Genomic DNA, 15,194 nt, shown 5'->3' with positions numbered 1-15,194 from the left:
GGCATAAGGAGGCCGCAGCTCCCGTGGTAACGGCTCTGCTGGTTATCCTTGGACTCTTCGCGGGTTTTCTGGGCGCGCTGACCGGCATCGGCGGCGGCATTCTGCTCACGCCGATTCTCGCGCTCTATTTCGGCATCCCGATTCGCGAAGCGGTTGGAACCAGCCTGGTCGCGGTGATTACCACTTCGGCCGCCAGCTCCTCGGTTCACCTACAGCGCCACACTACCGACATTCGTCTGGGTATGACGCTCGAATTGGCCACGGCATTGGGCGCGGCGGTCATGGCATATCTGGTGGGATACTTCAATCGCAACGCGCTGGAAGGATTGTTCGCCGCCTTTCTGCTGTACAGCGCCATCACGATTCTGAGTAAAGGCGGAAAGGTGAAACCGCTGGAGGAAGAATCCGCGCCTGACGTAGGCGAAACCGTCATCCCGCCATACGAACCTGAACGCTATCCCCTGGGATTGGCGGCTTCTCTTGTAGCGGGTGCGTTATCGGGACTGCTTGGAATCGGCGGCGGGCCCATCAAAGTGCCAGTCATGTATATCTTCATGAATGTGCCTCTGATGGTGGCCACGGCAACCTCAAACTTCATGATTGGGGTAACCGCGGCGGCGAGCGCCATCGTCTATTACCGCCGGGGCGACATTCTGCCGGAAATCGCCGCGCCGCTCGCGGTGGGCGTGTTCGTGGGATCGCTTGCCGGCGCGCGCCTCGCCCCGCGCGTTCACACCAAGGTCGTCGTCTATCTGTTGGTCGCAGTCATGTTCTATCTGGCCGGGCATTTGATTTTCCATTTGCTACGGGGATGGTTATGAGCGCTGTCATGAGCGACCTGCGGGGGTTGTCATGAGTCAGGTGCGCGAGCCCGAGTTCGACCGCGTTGTAGCGCTCGTGCTGCGGGTGGGTGCGTTCGGTTGTTTCTTCGTCATGCTGGCGGGATTGATTGTTGGGCTATTCGTCCACGGCCGCATTCCTCTGGGCATTGAACGCTCCGGAGTTCTTCTAATGCTGGCCACGCCGGTCGTGCGAGTGATCGTCGCTTGCTTTTTATTCTTCCGAGAAAAAGATAGAAAATATGGATGGATCTCTCTCGGTGTGCTGATCATCTTGATGCTGGGATCGGTCTTCGGAATCGGCGAACACTAAGGCCAGAGTCATTCCCGTGGGGCAGCCGCCTCGGCTGGCCTGTCGAGCGAAACCGACCCTGCATTACCGCCCTTCGCGCTCTTCCCACAACACTTGCGCCATAACCTCATCGGAAATTTTTCCTGGAGGTTGCGGCCAGGGACGAGTGGAGCGGCGTTTCTTTTTCGGCGGCACGAGCACACCTCGGGCAACTAGTCGCAATTGCCGTTCCGCTTCGAGCCGTGCTTTCGACTTTGCTATTTGTCGTTTACCCATAATTCAAAAGATGTGCAGCTTAATGCTCAAATACTTCTTGGGGTTTTCCCGGATCCCTTTTACCAGCGCGCGTGTCTCAACCAGCATCTCGCTGGCGTTGTTGTAGAGGGTCTCGTCTTTAAAAAGTTTGCCGGCAGTGCCCTGCCCGGCTTCCAGTTCGGTGGTTAAGTCCGAAAGCTTGCTGATGGTGTTATCAAGCTTTTTGGCCAGTTCTTCATCCTTGCTCAGCTTGCCCAGCGTGCCTTTGCCCGCATTAATGTCTTCCGTCAACTTCTTCACGTTGGCGATCGTGTCGTTGGCGTTGTTGTAGAGCGACGGATCTTTCAGGAACTTTCCGGCCGTTCCTTTCCCCTGTTGCAGGTCGTCGATCACGCCATTCATCTTGTCGAGCGTAGCAATGAATTTGTCGTAGGCATCGTTGCGGCTGATGAGCCTGCCCAGGCTTCCCTCGCCGCTGCCTATCTGTTGCACGATCCCCTGAAATTCCGCGACCGTGGCGGAGAAGCGGTTGTACAGAGTCGGATCATAGATGAGTTTTCCGAGCGATCCCTTGCCGCTCTCTGCGAAGGCGAGGATGCGATCGGCCCGCTTCAACAGTGCGTCCATATTTTCCAGCGTGCTCTGGCTGGCGCGCACCACTTCGTTAAAGTCGGGATGCACTTGCGTGGGCAGCGTGTCTCCGTCTTGGGCCGGAGGTCCAACGGACTGGGCGCTCTCGATATCAAGGTAGGTTTCCCCAAGCACACCGGCGGTATCGAGCGACGTCATCGAATCGCGGCGCAAGGCGTAGCTGTATTTCGTGCTCACTTTCATCGTGACTTCGACGGGAGTGAGCTGCTTATCTTTGTCGGGAACGATGCGAATGGCGGTGACGTTGCCCACATCCACGCCGCTCAGACGCACCGGAGCCCCCTGGCGCAGTCCCTGTGCATTATCGAAATAAGATTTCAAAGTGATGCGCGGAGTGAAAAACCCAGCTGTCCCGGACATGAGGAACAACAGAAATCCCAGCGTCAAACTGGCAACGATCACCGTGATCCCAACGCGCAGTTGCGACCACTTGAGCTGCTTCTGGCTAGGCAAATAGTTTCCTCATGGTAACAGTCTGAGGGGAATGCGCCGGTCGCGAGAACAGCTCAGGACGACGCCCGGCTCCTCGCAGCATGATAACAAAAACCGCGGCGAATCCTACGCTGCTTTCGTGCTCAGAGCAGGCGTCAGAAGCAGCGCAAGCAAATAGGCGCCGGCTCCGCATGCCAGAGTAGCGGTCAATCCGAACTGAATGGCGATGACCATTGCCAGCACCGATCCTAGAACGCTGGCGGCCGCATTCATTGCCCAGGCCCATTCGACTGAATTACCGGAGACTGCGTTTCCCACCGGAAACTCCGCAGAGGGCAAAGCGGCAAGCGCGCGCAAGCCGGTGGGAAACGGCATCCCCATGATGAATCCAAGGGGGACGAGAAGAACGCCGCTAATCAGCAGGCGATATCCGAAGTCCATGCCGACCAGCGCCGCCAACCGTCCAGGCAGAAACAATATATCGACGAGGAGCGCCGCGATCGCAAGCGCCAACGGTACCCAGCACAAGTTCGTGCGCGGCAGCCAGCGTCGCGAAACCAGGCTCCCGGCTCCGCTGGAGAGCATCAGCAGAAAAATTACCACCGTAAGCGCGTAGGTCGGATGGCCGAGAAACAGTACGAACCGCTGGATGAACGCGATTTCGACCAGAATGTAGCCCAACCCCACTGCAACAAAATAGAGAAGAAAAATCGGTGACTGGCGCTCTTTCCGCATCCTCATCCGCGTCCTCAATGCCAGGGGCAGAATCAAAAACGCCAGCACCGCGACCAGAGAAATCACCAGCACCAGCAGGAGCACCAACACTCCGAGGTTCACTTTCCAGTCGATGCCTTCGCGCAATCCTTTTTCGCCGAGGATCTGTGCCGGTTTGAGCGTGAAGAAAAAAAAGGGCGCGTTGTCGGTCACAGGCGTGACGTTGTAAGCGTAGCTGCTGGCAAATGCGTAGGGATCGTTGCTCGCAATCAGATTCGAAAACGGATTCCGCCCCGGCTGCGACGGCAGATACAGTGGCTCGACTTCAGAGTAACGATCGAAATGCGCGGTCACCGCCGTCTCTTCTTCCGGCGTGAACGGAGTCTTTTTCGCCAGCACAACAACCGGGATGCCGTCTTCGTCGAGCGATCCCTGCGACGCGACGATGAAGTTGCGGGCCGGGTTCGCGATTCCCAGCCGATGCAGCGCTTCCATCGCGACCGCGACCACGCGCAAGGCCTCGCGCGGATGGCGGAATTCCCAGCGCGTGATGGCAATCATGCCATCAGGCTTGAGGTGATTGAAGTACTCGCTGAACGCTTCGACGGTATAGAGATTATTTTCGCTGAGCGCGAACGCCCCGGCCGCGGTCGAGGCCCACGTATCCACCAAGGTCATTTGCACCACATCGAACCGCTGTTGGGTGGAACGCAAGAATGAACGCCCGTCGGTTACGTGAATATGAACGTCGGGACGGTCGTAGAGATGTTGCGCATAATCGGCGTAACGCCCGCGCATGATGGTGTTAGCGATAATGGGATTGATTTCGATCCCAGTCACGCTTGGACTCCCGTTGGCCACGGCACGCAACACATCGACTCCGCCGCCGGGTCCGATAATCGCGAACTCGCCATGCGGCCGCAGCACATTGGCCAGTGCCGGCGGTGACGCCATCAGATTGTGTTCCCATGCCGTCTCGTGCCAGCGCGCGATCTCGGCATTCATGATGTAGGTGGAAGCGTCGGCATCAATCACAATGGCCTTAGCCTGGCCCTGGCGGTCGACTTCCACGCGTGAAAGCGAGTTCCAGCGCGCGAACTCTACCCACGACGGATCGCGGAACATCCCCTTCGCGTAAACTACGTCGATGAGTCGCCCGGAGTGGTTCGCGGCGATCAACGCCAGCAAGATGATCGCGCGCACGGCAGCATTGCGGCGCAGCGAGCCCGATCCGGCCCAGATCATCCCCGCGGAGGCCAGGGCAACTCCCGCGACCAGAATGACGTTCGGCCCGCCTACCCAATTCAGCAAAGGGACGACGGCCAGGCAGGCCAGCGCTCCGCCGCATAAGTCGGCGCCATACAGACGCGGGATGCGGCGAGTCTCACGCGCGAATACTACCGCGAAGAGAAGTCCGGTGAGAAAGAATGGGACAGCTGCGGTTAGATAGAGCGCGGTTAGCCGCGCGAAGTTCGCCCAGGAAACCTGTAGCGCAACCGGGACGTGCAGCACGACTTCAAGCACGACCAGCACCACTACCGCATTCGTCATGCACAAGCGTGCGGCCAGGGTGCGCGTATCGATGGCCGCGAGCCGCGGTTTTAGGAGATAGGCGAACACTCCCCCTGCGCCTAATCCCAGCAAGGCAATCGAAATCGCCAGAAACGCGAAATGATAGAAGAGAACTACTGAGAACAGCCTTGTCAATGCCAATTCCAGCAGGAGGGCGGCGAAGCTGGTGAGCGCCAAGCCCGCCAGCAGAGTGGTCTCCGAGATTTCAGTCGAGCTTGAGGCTGGCGCAGCAACCGGAGTGAGAACGGGCATAAATGAATTGGAAGGCGACAGTCTAGCAGATGGCGGCGCTGCCGTTTGGGAAGGAGTATGACTTCAGTAGTGGGTCAGTTAGCTTGCCAAACCTGGCTGTCATTCGGTTTCGGCTGCGAAGCGTATTAACTTTCCAGAATCACCTGTGCGATTGCTTGTTCGGCGGTGTGCGAGATCGAGAGCGCGGCATTTTTCACCCCCAATTTTGCAGCGAATTCTCCGGCCCTGCCATGAAACGACATCGTCGGCCGCCCGCCGGACAGGCGTATGACCTCGCAATCGCGCCAGCGCACGCCATGATTCCAGCCCGTGCCCAAAGCCTTCATCGCGGCTTCTTTGGCCGCAAAGCGCGCGGCATAACGTTCGACGCGGTTCGCCTTGGAATCGCAATAGCGAATTTCTCCTGCGGTATAAATCCGGTGCAAAAAACGATCGCCGAAGCGCTCTATGGACTGGCGGATGCGTGGAACCTCGGCGATGTCGATGCCCGTGCCTACGATCATGGTCGAAAATTATCCTTTGCCGAGCGATACGAGAGTCGCCTCGATCATTTCATCCTGCTGGGCAAACACCGTGCGCAAATCCAGCAGCACGCGCCCTTGTTCGACGCGGGCGATGATTGGCGGATCGGCCGCTCGCAGGCGGGCAGCTAGTTCGTCTGCGCTAAGTCCGGCGCAAGCCAACGCCAACACTCGAGTCGGCAGGACAGAAGAGGGCGCCGCCCCGCCCCCGATTACCGATTCGCCCTCGACAACTTCCGCAATCAATTTTGACGACGCAATCTGCGCCGCCAGAGCCTCGGCGCGCCGCCCAATCGCCTCGCGCGTCAGGCGCATCATTCTCAGTGTGGGGATCGCGTCGTGGTCGCGCTTCACGTAAGCGAGCAAAGTCGCCTCCAGCGCGGCGTACGTGAGCTTATCGACCCGCAGCGCGCGGAACAGAGAATTACCGCGCATGCGGGCCACCAGATCGGCACGGCCGCTAATCAGGCCCGCCTGCGGCCCGCCCAGCAATTTGTCGCCGCTGTAGGTCACAATGTCCACCCCGACGCGCAGGCTGTCGAGCACGCTGGATTCGCCGCTGATGCCGAAATTCCCCAGGTCGACGAGCGCACCGCTGCCCAGGTCTTCCATCAGAGGCAGCTCATGCTGCCGCGCCAATGTCACCAGGTCGGCGGTAGAAGCCTGCTCGGTAAAGCCTGTGATCTCAAAATTCGAGCGATGCACGCGTAGCAGCAGCCGTGTGCGCTCGGTAATGGCGTTTTCATAATCGGCGGTGCGAGTGCGATTGGTCGTGCCCACTTCGCGCAAGCTTGCACCCGATTTCGCCATCACGTCGGGAATGCGGAACGATCCGCCAATCTCGACTAGTTCCCCGCGAGAGACAACCACCTCTCCGCCTTCCGCCAGCGTGTTGAGGGCCAGCAGAACCGCGGCGGCGTTGTTGTTTACCACGATGGTCGAGACATTCGAAGATGTAGAGACCGTTGTCTCGTCTTTCTCGCCATGGCGAAGCCCGGCGGAAGTGCCTAGTGGAGTTGCCGTCTCGCCGAGCAGGCTTCCAAACAGGCGGTCTACATGGATATCGCGTTTGCCGCGGCATCCGGATTCAAGATCAAACTCGAGATTGGAAAAGCTTCCAGCAGTTGCGCGGATGTGTGCCAGCGCGGATTCGGCCAGTGGAGCGCGGCCAAGGTTGGTGTGCAAAATGACGCCGGTCGCGTTGATCACCGGCCGCAACGACGGGCCGAGCGCTCGACGAAGGAGTTCCTCGATAGCATTGTGCAATCCATCCAAAGCAAGTTGGAGGGTGGCCTTGTCCAGTAATTCTGAGGCGACTTCTTCCCGCAAACGGGCGAGCACCGCGCGCGCGGCCTTGGTGACGGGCGCAACCCCGTGGATGGCTGCGAGAGACTCCATGCCGGGTAGTCGCAGAGTCTCATCGACGGACGGAAGCTCACGAAATAGCTCCGATTTCTCCGCCTTTTTCATCGGATTACTCGATCCTTAATTGCCCAACTCCGGATTATCCCATGAAATTTCCGAAACGCTTGTGCTTTCGTCGGAAAGGTGGCTACAACGTGTGCAGATACGCAAGCAGGTTCTGAATGTCCTGCGAACTCAAAGTTTCACCGTAGCCTGGCATTTCATTGCGGCCAAGCCGGATGATATCGGTCACCCGCTCGTCGTTCGCCGGCAATCCGCTCAGGGAAAGATACTTGTGCTGAAACGTTCCCTGGAGGCCGGGGCCTTTCTTGCCGCGAGTGGAGTAAGGCTCGTGACAGCGATCGCAGCGGTCATCGTAGATTTTGCGGCCGGCAGACTGTTGCGCATTCAGGCCCAGTTCGGCGTCCGACTTGCGGCGCTGGATATCGCACGCTGAAATCGCCGCCAGGGCCGTCACGAGAATTGTCATGACGAAGATTCGCACCAATCCGTTTTCGCCCGACAGCTCTAATAATCCGAAGTACTTCAGTTGCATGAACGTTTCCCTCGATGTACTGCCGCCAGCTACTTTGCAATGATAGAGCAAACCCGGACGCCAGCCAGGCAGCGCAGATAGTACCGCCGGAATCACTTCGGCCGAGGCTGTGATTTAGAATCGTGCCCGCATGAGACCGGTCTTTCAATGGAGCCTGGGTGGACGCATGCTGGAACTGGGCAAACGAACGCTCATCATGGGCATCGTCAACGTTACTCCAGATTCATTTTCCGATGGCGGCCAGTTTCTGCACCCCAACCAAGCCATTGCGCACGCTGAACGGTTGCTGGATGAGGGCGCGTACATCCTTGACATTGGGGGCGAGTCCACGCGTCCCGGAGCGCGCGTCGATGTCGAGGTAGCAACGCCAGTCGACTTGAAGACAAGTCCTCGCCCAAAGAAAGCGGCCGGCGCCGCCGCCGCTGGCGTGCCCGTTACCGCAGAAGAAGAACTCAACCGCGTACTTCCCGTTATTACTGCACTGAAGAAGAAGCATCCTGCGGCGGTCCTCTCAATCGACACTTACAAAGCAGATGTAGCCCGCGCAGCCGTAAGCGCCGGAGCCGAGATCGTGAACGACGTCAGTGGATTTCGCTGGGATGCAAAGATGGCGAAGACGATCGCCGATCTCAATTGCGGCGCAGTGCTGATGCATATGCGCGGACGCCCCGAAGAATGGCGCGCGCTGCCGCCTCCCGGGGACATCGTTCTGCTGGTGAAACGGGAACTGAAAGAGTTGGCGGAAAAGGCTGTGCTCGCCGGCGTTCGCCGCGAACGAATCGTGCTCGATCCCGGCTTCGGATTCGGCAAGAGCTTCGATCAGAATTATCCGCTATTGGCTCGCTTCAGTGAATTACAGTCTGCGGGATTCCCTCTGCTGGCGGGCACCTCGCGGAAATCTTTTATTGGCCGCACGCTGGCCAAAGACGGAAAGGATGCTCCGCCCGAAGCTCGCCTCTATGGAACCCTTGCGACTCAAACTGCCCTCATTCTGAAAGGCGCGCACATCGTGCGGACTCATGACGTAAAAGCCGCGGTGGAGGCGGCGCGTGTGGCCGACGCGATTCTGCAAGCGTGCTAGGGAGACACTGGCTCCTGGCTTCAAACAAAAGGCGCCCGAGTGTCGGGCGCCTTTGCATCTCGGATTGCCGCATCGTGCTTGCACTACTGCGGCTTTTCCTGCTGTTTGCGCTGCTCTTCCTGCTTCTTCTTCTCTTCCGGCGTTGGCTGGTGCTGCTGAGGCTGCGCCGGTCGCGCCTGCGGCGGAGGAGTGCGCTGCGGCGGCTCCGCCGACCGATTGTTTGGCGCAGGTTGATTGGGTTGTGGCCGATTCGTCTCGGGACGACTCGGTTCCGGACGATTCGGCTGCGCCGCAGGCGGACGGTCGGTTCTGGCCGGCGGCTCCGCCGGACGATTGTTCGGTGCCGGCTGACTTGGTTGTGGCCGATTCGATTCGGGGCGGTTCGGCTCCGGTCGATTATTCGGCTGCGCAGATGGCGGACGGTCGGTGCGGGCCGGTGGCTCCGCCGGCCGAGTGCTCGGTGCCGGCTCATTGGGCTGCGGCCGATTTGGCTCGGCACGGTTCGGCTGCGGCTGGGTCGTTTCCGGCCGATTCGTCTCGGGCCGATTATTCGGCTGCGCCGACGGTGGACGATCGCTGCGTGCTGGCGGCTCCGCTGGACGATTGTTCGGCGCCGGTTGGTTGGGCTGGGGCCGATTCGGTTCGGGACGGTTCGGTTGCGCGGGACTTGCGCCCGGCCGCTCATTGGTTGTAGGAGGATTCCCCGGCCGGTTCCCAGGCTGATTTCCCGGCTGATTCATGGGTTGGTTTGCCGGCGCGCTGCCGGGCCGATTCGCGTTGGGATTCCCCGGCTGGGTGCCAGGCCGCGCCGGAGTCGCGGTCGCCGGCTTTCCTGGAGGCGCCTGCTTTACCGGAGGGCGCGCAACCGCCGTTGTATTCCGGGGCTGCGACTGCTGCAACTGCCGCATCTGCTGCTTTGCGATAGGCTGCCCAGGATGCGCCGCCAGAGCCTGTTGCCGGGCTGCGAACGGTACCGGCGGCGGCGGCACTTTGGCCTTCGCGACAATCGGGCGGCTCAATACCGCAGCCGGAGGCGCTGCCACATGATTCGCTGTATTGGCGTGAACTCCGAGCACGCTGGTTCGAGTGGGCGCAACCGCCGCACGTACACTCAGCGGTGCCGAGGCAATTTCCCGAGTGTTGACCGCGACCGCAGCATGGGCGACGGGTTGTCCGCTGGCAAACGCCTGTTGCGGAACCGCGGTGACGGCGCCATTCACGTTCCGGTTTACATACGTGACATTCGTGATGGTGGTTGTCTTGTTGACGATGGTCGTGTTGTAGACATTCGTCACCTGAGTCACGTTCACGGTGGTATTGCTCACGTTAACCTGGTTGACGTAGTTTCGGCTCACCGTATACGGCGGCACATACACTTCACGCGGGCCCAGCGGGAACCAGGCCATATTGCCGCCGACTCCGCCGCCGCCAACGAACACGACTAAGGCAGGCGCATAGACCGGTCGAACCGCCGCAGGTCCCGGAATCCAGCCCCAGCGGCCTTCCACCGATGCCCATCGACCATAGTGGAACGGAGCGTAGCCCCACTGTGCGTCATCCACCCAAGTCCATCCCCAGGGATCGATCCAGGCCCAATGGCCATCATGATAGGGAGCCCAGCCAGCGGCCACATGTGGGAACCAGACATTGCCGTAGCCTGGATCGGGACGCCAGTCGCCGTTGTCATCGAGATCTTCGTAGCCCACCATATCCGGAGAGAGGTATCTCGCCGAGCGCGAGCTTTCATAGCGGCGATAGCGCCCTTCGCTCCAGTTGTCGAAATCGTCGGGCGCGCCCAAATCTTCGACTTGGGCGTTCAGTCTGTCTGTGCCCTCGAAGGTGGCGCGCTGCCCCGCATGCAGAGTGTAGTTTTCGCCGTTGCCGGTCGATTCGCCCTCGCCTTCGCGGATGCTGACCACCGTGTAACTTCCATCTTCGCTGGCTTCGACCCGGTAGCGGCCCGGCTGATCAATCGAAAAAGCCTGGTTCGGTGTGTCGATTTCAAAAACATCGTCGCGATCCAGATGGCGGACGCGCACATTGATCGATCCCGAACTCAACTGAATCTGTGCGGTGCGGTCATCCAAATTGAGAATGGAAACGCCGGTATTGCTGTTCAGATCGATCATCGCCGACCCCAGCGAGAGTTCAGCGCGCGAGTCCCGGTCAGCCCACAATTGGTCGCCGGTGGTCATGGGCCGGTTCGAAGCCGCTTGCACCCAGTCCGATTCACCCGCTGGCTGAAACGACACCGAACCTTGCAGATATCCGAGACGGGCGACGCGCGTCGGCGGATCATCTTGATCGGAGTTGTCCTGAGCCACTGCGTGCTGCGCCAGCGCAGCGCCTAGCATTATTGTTGCCACTGCCATTAAAGCGATCGTTCCCCGCAGACCGCGGAGATTCTTCGTAAGTGTCTTCGTCATCGATGTCATCCCCTGAAACAAGCATTCAACCCCCGCTCCCTGGCGTTGGTTGCTGACCCTGATTACAGACTCATGGCGCGAGCCGCGTTAGGCAAACGCCTGGCGCAGCCCCCGATCTAAGATTCATTTGGAGAGAAGCACGCCTCTACAGCAGAAACCCGATGGAGGTATTGTCGGTTTTCCTAAGCCACTTAGGCAAGCACTGGAAGACCATCCAGCTAGCTGCATTGCTTATCGTTACAAAATCTCTTGAAGGAAGTCTGTTTCAGAATGTCTTGGCCGAATCCAACAGCACGGTTACCGGTCCCTCATTCACCAGTTCCACGCGCATCGTTTCCTGAAAGCGGCCGGTTTCGCAGCGCAGGCCCGAAGCCCGGATGCGTTCGACGAAAAACTCATACAGCCGCCGCGCAGATTCAGCCGGCGCCGCCGCATCGAACGACGGCCGCTTGCCCCGGCGCACGTCTCCGTACAATGTAAACTGCGAAATCGCGAGCACGCTGCCGCCGGCGTCCTGCACGGAGCGGTTCATCTTGCCTTCGTCGTCTTCAAAGACGCGCAGGCCGGCGATCTTTTCGGCCAGGTAAGCCGCATCGACCTCCGCATCTTCATGTCCGACGCCGAGCAAAACCAGCAATCCCAGGCCGATCTCGCCACTGACGTGCTCGTTAACCGTAACCCTGGCGCGGCTCACGCGCTGCACGACGGCACGCATAAAGCTCCTCAATTCAGCGGGCGACTACGGCGAGCTTAATTGCTGAACAGCGATTCGTGTCCGGCCACGCACTGCCAGCGTCCATCGCGATACGCGTAGACGTCGGTGAAGCGCACCGTAGCGACAATCTTGCCTTGCGCATCGACGGCCCGGGCTACTCCGCGGATATATCCGAAGTCCCCCTGCACGTGCGGACGCAACTCCGTCAATTCATGATGGACGGCGCGATGCTCCGCAGCTTTGGCGAGTGTGCTGGAGCGACCCGTGACCTTGCCGTCAGGACCAGCATCTTCGAACTCGTCGGCCAGAATGCAGCCGAGCGTCGCGGCGTCGTGTTGTTCCAGCGAGCGCGCCCAGGTCTGCTCGATCTGAATCAAGGCGTCGCCATCCTTCGCCTGGCCGCTTGGACAGGGCGCAGCTACCGCCAGGGGACAAAGCATCACGAACAATAACGCATATTTCACGTGCGACACCTCAGGCGCAGATTCTAACGGACCCATCATAACGCCGACCTACCTTGACATTGGGAAGTGGGTTCGTATCAGGGCATGTCTTCAGACATGCCGCAGGGCGGCGAGAAAACAAGTTCGGCTTTAGCCGCTGCCATCGCGTTAGCGAAATCCGGCGGCTGAAGCCGATCGAATCGACGGCTGCTGGCGGCACGTCTGGAGACATGCCCTGCTACGAACCTTCCGCCGTTCTTATTCCTCCGCGCCAACGTTTGACCCCGGCAATGCCCTGCCTTTAGGATTCAGGAGTGCAATCACAAGTCAGCCGAGGCTCTGCCGGAAGCGGCGGCGACCTTCCTTTACACTAATTCACTGGGACAATTAAACTACACACTCGCATTTTTCGTATCGCTACGCGCACCAAAGTGAGTGAAATGCGTAGTTAAGACGTGCCAGACTTTGCGGAGGGCCGCCCGAATCAAAAGAGTACGAAGTCTTGCGTTGGCGCGACCAAAGCACCGGTATTCAAATCTAATCGAAGCAAGCGAGGAAAACATGGCAGCCGTTGAAGAAAAGGTAAAGCAGATTATCGTGGAGCAGTTGGGAGTGGACGAGGGCGAAGTCACCGCCAGCGCATCGTTCGTCGACGACTTGGGCGCCGACTCGCTCGACACCGTTGAACTGGTTATGGCATTCGAAGAAGCGTTTGATATCGAAATTCCCGACGAAGACGCGGAAAAGATTCGCACCGTCCAGGACGCGGTCGACTACATCGGCAAACACGCGAAAGCAGGGAAATAGTTGGGACGCAGGGTCGTAGTCACGGGCCTCGGATTGATTTGCGGCGTGGGCAATTCCACTGACGAAGTGTGGAAGGCCCTGCTCGCCGGCAAGAGCGGTGTGGCGCGGATTGCCCGCTTCGACACCAGCGACTTCGCCTGCCGGATCGCTGCCGAGGTCAAGAACTTCGACCCGCTGAACTACATCGAGAAAAAAGAAGTCAAGAAGATGGGGCGCTTCATCCACCTGGCGATCGCCGCCGCGGAAGAAGCTATGAAAATGTCCGGACTGAAAATCACGCCCGAGAACGATGAGCGCGTCGGCGTGCACATCGGATCGGGCATTGGCGGCTTCGACATCATCGAACGCGAACACGCCGCGCTGGTCGAGGGTGGTCCCCGAAAGATTTCTCCGTTCTTTATTCCCGCTTCCATCATCAACCTCGCGGCCGGGCACGTTTCCATGCGCTTTGGGGCCAAGGGACCGAACGAGGCTACGGCCACCGCGTGCACAACCAGCGCCCATTCGATCGGCGATTCTTTCCGCATTATTCAGCACAACGATGCCGATGTAATGATTGCCGGCGGCTCTGAGGCTGCAATTACGCCCATGGGTGTCGGCGGATTTGCCGCGATGCGTGCGCTTTCCACGCGCAACGATGAACCCGAACGAGCCAGCCGTCCCTGGGACAAGGATCGCGATGGCTTTGTGATGGGCGAAGGCGCGGGCATCATGATCCTGGAAGAGTTGGAGTCTGCCCGTAAACGCGGGGCTCCGATTCTCGCCGAGGTCGCAGGCTACGGCATGTCCGGCGACGCCTACCACATGACCCAGCCAGCGCCGGAGCACGAAGGCGGATTCCGCGTGATGCGGAACGCGGTGCGCGATGCCAAGGTGACGCCCGACGTGGTTGGCTACGTTAATGCCCACGGCACTTCGACCCCGATCGGCGATACGCTCGAAGCCCATGCCATTCGCAATTTTTTTGGCGAGCGCAAAATTCCCGTAAGCTCCACGAAGTCAATGACCGGCCACCTGCTCGGCGGCGCCGGCGGACTCGAAGCCGGACTTACTATTCTGGCGTTGCGCGACCAGATTCTGCCTCCGACCGTTAATCTCGAAAATCCCGATCCCGATACCGCCGGCATGGACCTGGTACCCAATCAGGCGCGCAAGGCGGAACTCGAATACGCCATGTCGAACTCGTTTGGCTTCGGCGGCACCAATGGCGCGCTGCTCTTCCGCCGTTGGAGCGAGTAACTGCTCCACCTCAAAATTCAGGCGTTGACCTCGGATACCGGCAGTTGCGCTTCCGTAGCCACAAGCGTACACTATGCGTACACATGGAGGCTAGTCTCTTATGCCTACAATTAAAGTTGGCGTGCGCGAGTTTCGCGAACGCATCACAACTTTCCTGGAATCGGAAACGCCCGTCGCCGTCACGCGGCGTGGCGAGACTCTGGGCGTGTATGTTCCCACGCGCCGAAAACGGCCCGAACAAGCCGATGTGGCTGAACTGAAGGCGGCTGCGGACCGTCTGGCCGAGGTATTGGCTGACGTCGACGAGGAAGAGTTAGTATCCGACTTCAAGAAAATTCGCCGACGCGGCAAGAGCTCTCCGCGCTGACATGATCGTGAGTCGACGCCAACATCCTGATTCGCGCCGTCCTCGGCCGTCGGGTCCGGCATCTGATCGAGACCTATTCACTGCGGGGAGTTCGCTTCTTCGCCCCCGATATCGCCTTTGAGGACGCTCGCAAATATCTTCCACCCCTTTTGAAAAAGCGCGGCAGGCCGGAGACGGCGGTACCGGCAGCGCTCGCATTCCTGCAAAGCTTCGTGGCACCAATCGAGCCGGACTGGTATGGGCTTCGTGAAAGTGATTCCCGGCAGCGCCTACGCGGCCGCGATGAGGGTGACTGGCCCGTCCTGGCCGCCGCACTGGAATTGGGATGCGCGGTTTGGACCGAAGATACGGACTTCTTCGGAACCGGCGTCTCCGTGTGGACGACAAGCAACATTGAAATATTCCTCGAGGCGCAGGCGAAGTCCAACCAGGTTAGAGAAGATTAACCCCAAACCCCAAGCGGGGTGCCGGTTTCAGCCGTTCGCAACTGCTTCAATTTACGGCACATGGCGTGCGTAATGTCCTCTCTCGCGCCGCCTCGCAAACAGTAACCGCACTTTGGTACTTCGCCTCTAGACCCTTTGTGTCTTTTCAACTATCGCGAACGCATTCACAATAGCTTTCGAAA

At 59.5% G+C, this 15,194-nt stretch carries 15 protein-coding genes; 7 read left to right on the top strand and 8 right to left on the bottom strand.

Going from position 1 to position 15,194, the window contains the following annotated elements:
• Positions 1–23 precede the first annotated feature (23 nt).
• Positions 24–821, top strand: a complete 798-nt coding sequence (locus VGM18_20825) for a sulfite exporter TauE/SafE family protein (protein HEY3975457.1) — start codon at positions 24–26, stop codon at positions 819–821.
• A gap of 31 nt (positions 822–852) precedes the next feature.
• Positions 853–1,152 carry a DUF1634 domain-containing protein gene (locus tag VGM18_20820; GenBank protein ID HEY3975456.1) on the top strand — a complete coding sequence of 100 codons (300 nt, stop codon included), beginning with the start codon at positions 853–855 and terminating at the stop codon, positions 1,150–1,152.
• 258 nt (positions 1,153–1,410) lie between these two features.
• Here the strand turns inward: VGM18_20820 and VGM18_20815 are convergent, their stop codons facing one another.
• From VGM18_20815 to VGM18_20795, 5 genes are all read right to left on the bottom strand, one after another.
• Positions 1,411–2,490 carry an MlaD family protein gene (locus tag VGM18_20815; GenBank protein ID HEY3975455.1) on the bottom strand — a complete coding sequence of 360 codons (1,080 nt, stop codon included), beginning with the start codon at positions 2,488–2,490 and terminating at the stop codon, positions 1,411–1,413.
• A gap of 105 nt (positions 2,491–2,595) precedes the next feature.
• Entirely contained in the window at positions 2,596–5,007 is a 2,412-nt protein-coding gene (locus VGM18_20810; protein ID HEY3975454.1) for a hypothetical protein, read from the bottom strand.
• Between the two features lie 125 nt (positions 5,008–5,132).
• Positions 5,133–5,510, bottom strand: a complete 378-nt coding sequence (locus VGM18_20805) for a holo-[acyl-carrier-protein] synthase (protein HEY3975453.1) — start codon at positions 5,508–5,510, stop codon at positions 5,133–5,135.
• Positions 5,511–5,519: 9 nt separating this feature from the next.
• Positions 5,520–6,998, bottom strand: a complete 1,479-nt coding sequence (selA, locus tag VGM18_20800; GenBank protein ID HEY3975452.1) for an L-seryl-tRNA(Sec) selenium transferase — start codon at positions 6,996–6,998, stop codon at positions 5,520–5,522.
• 82 nt (positions 6,999–7,080) lie between these two features.
• Positions 7,081–7,488 carry a cytochrome c gene (locus VGM18_20795; GenBank protein ID HEY3975451.1) on the bottom strand — a complete coding sequence of 136 codons (408 nt, stop codon included), beginning with the start codon at positions 7,486–7,488 and terminating at the stop codon, positions 7,081–7,083.
• A gap of 130 nt (positions 7,489–7,618) precedes the next feature.
• Here VGM18_20795 and folP point away from each other — a divergent pair, with 130 nt between their 5' ends.
• The gene (folP, locus tag VGM18_20790) at positions 7,619–8,569 is read left to right on the top strand and encodes a dihydropteroate synthase (GenBank protein ID HEY3975450.1); all 951 of its coding nucleotides are present in this window, start codon (positions 7,619–7,621) and stop codon (positions 8,567–8,569) included.
• Between the two features lie 83 nt (positions 8,570–8,652).
• On the opposite strand, the gene VGM18_20785 is transcribed toward folP, so the two are convergent.
• From VGM18_20785 to VGM18_20775, 3 genes are all read right to left on the bottom strand, one after another.
• Positions 8,653–10,995 (bottom strand): DUF6600 domain-containing protein, encoded by a 2,343-nt coding sequence (locus VGM18_20785; protein ID HEY3975449.1) that lies wholly within the window; start codon positions 10,993–10,995, stop codon positions 8,653–8,655.
• Between the two features lie 265 nt (positions 10,996–11,260).
• Complete coding sequence (gene dtd, locus VGM18_20780) at positions 11,261–11,710, bottom strand: D-aminoacyl-tRNA deacylase (protein HEY3975448.1); 450 nt, start codon at positions 11,708–11,710, stop codon at positions 11,261–11,263.
• A gap of 35 nt (positions 11,711–11,745) precedes the next feature.
• Positions 11,746–12,213: a nuclear transport factor 2 family protein gene (locus VGM18_20775; protein HEY3975447.1), complete on the bottom strand. Its 468-nt coding sequence runs from the start codon at positions 12,211–12,213 to the stop codon at positions 11,746–11,748.
• 501 nt (positions 12,214–12,714) lie between these two features.
• Between VGM18_20775 and acpP the strand changes: the two genes are divergently transcribed.
• From acpP to VGM18_20755, 4 genes are all read left to right on the top strand, one after another.
• Positions 12,715–12,960, top strand: coding sequence for an acyl carrier protein (gene acpP, locus VGM18_20770; protein HEY3975446.1), 246 nt, complete (start codon positions 12,715–12,717; stop codon positions 12,958–12,960).
• A complete protein-coding gene (gene fabF / locus VGM18_20765) occupies positions 12,961–14,199 on the top strand; it encodes a beta-ketoacyl-ACP synthase II (protein ID HEY3975445.1) in 1,239 nt (412 codons plus the stop codon).
• A 100-nt stretch (positions 14,200–14,299) separates the two neighbouring features.
• The gene (locus VGM18_20760) at positions 14,300–14,566 is read left to right on the top strand and encodes a prevent-host-death protein (protein ID HEY3975444.1); all 267 of its coding nucleotides are present in this window, start codon (positions 14,300–14,302) and stop codon (positions 14,564–14,566) included.
• Positions 14,567–14,589: 23 nt separating this feature from the next.
• Positions 14,590–15,012, top strand: coding sequence for a PIN domain-containing protein (locus VGM18_20755; GenBank protein ID HEY3975443.1), 423 nt, complete (start codon positions 14,590–14,592; stop codon positions 15,010–15,012).
• Positions 15,013–15,194 lie beyond the last annotated feature (182 nt).

Source organism: Candidatus Sulfotelmatobacter sp., from assembly GCA_036500765.1.
Taxonomy (GTDB): domain Bacteria; phylum Acidobacteriota; class Terriglobia; order Terriglobales; family Acidobacteriaceae; genus Sulfotelmatobacter.
Note: the sequence above shows the minus strand (reverse complement) of the source record. Positions and strands in the feature narration are given on the sequence as shown.

Excerpts from the sequence above, each read along its gene's own strand:
- VGM18_20820 (HEY3975456.1), top strand. The coding sequence starts at position 853 with ATGAGTCAGGTGCGCGAGCCCGAGTTCGACCGCGTTGTAGCGCTCGTG.
- VGM18_20795 (HEY3975451.1), bottom strand. The coding sequence starts at position 7,488 with ATGCAACTGAAGTACTTCGGATTATTAGAGCTGTCGGGCGAAAACGGA.
- VGM18_20805 (HEY3975453.1), bottom strand. The coding sequence starts at position 5,510 with ATGATCGTAGGCACGGGCATCGACATCGCCGAGGTTCCACGCATCCGC.
- folP (HEY3975450.1), top strand. The coding sequence starts at position 7,619 with ATGAGACCGGTCTTTCAATGGAGCCTGGGTGGACGCATGCTGGAACTG.
- dtd (HEY3975448.1), bottom strand. The coding sequence starts at position 11,710 with ATGCGTGCCGTCGTGCAGCGCGTGAGCCGCGCCAGGGTTACGGTTAAC.
- VGM18_20760 (HEY3975444.1), top strand. The coding sequence starts at position 14,300 with ATGCCTACAATTAAAGTTGGCGTGCGCGAGTTTCGCGAACGCATCACA.
- acpP (HEY3975446.1), top strand. The coding sequence starts at position 12,715 with ATGGCAGCCGTTGAAGAAAAGGTAAAGCAGATTATCGTGGAGCAGTTG.
- VGM18_20775 (HEY3975447.1), bottom strand. The coding sequence starts at position 12,213 with ATGATGGGTCCGTTAGAATCTGCGCCTGAGGTGTCGCACGTGAAATAT.
- VGM18_20785 (HEY3975449.1), bottom strand. The coding sequence starts at position 10,995 with ATGACGAAGACACTTACGAAGAATCTCCGCGGTCTGCGGGGAACGATC.
- selA (HEY3975452.1), bottom strand. The coding sequence starts at position 6,998 with ATGAAAAAGGCGGAGAAATCGGAGCTATTTCGTGAGCTTCCGTCCGTC.
- VGM18_20810 (HEY3975454.1), bottom strand. The coding sequence starts at position 5,007 with ATGCCCGTTCTCACTCCGGTTGCTGCGCCAGCCTCAAGCTCGACTGAA.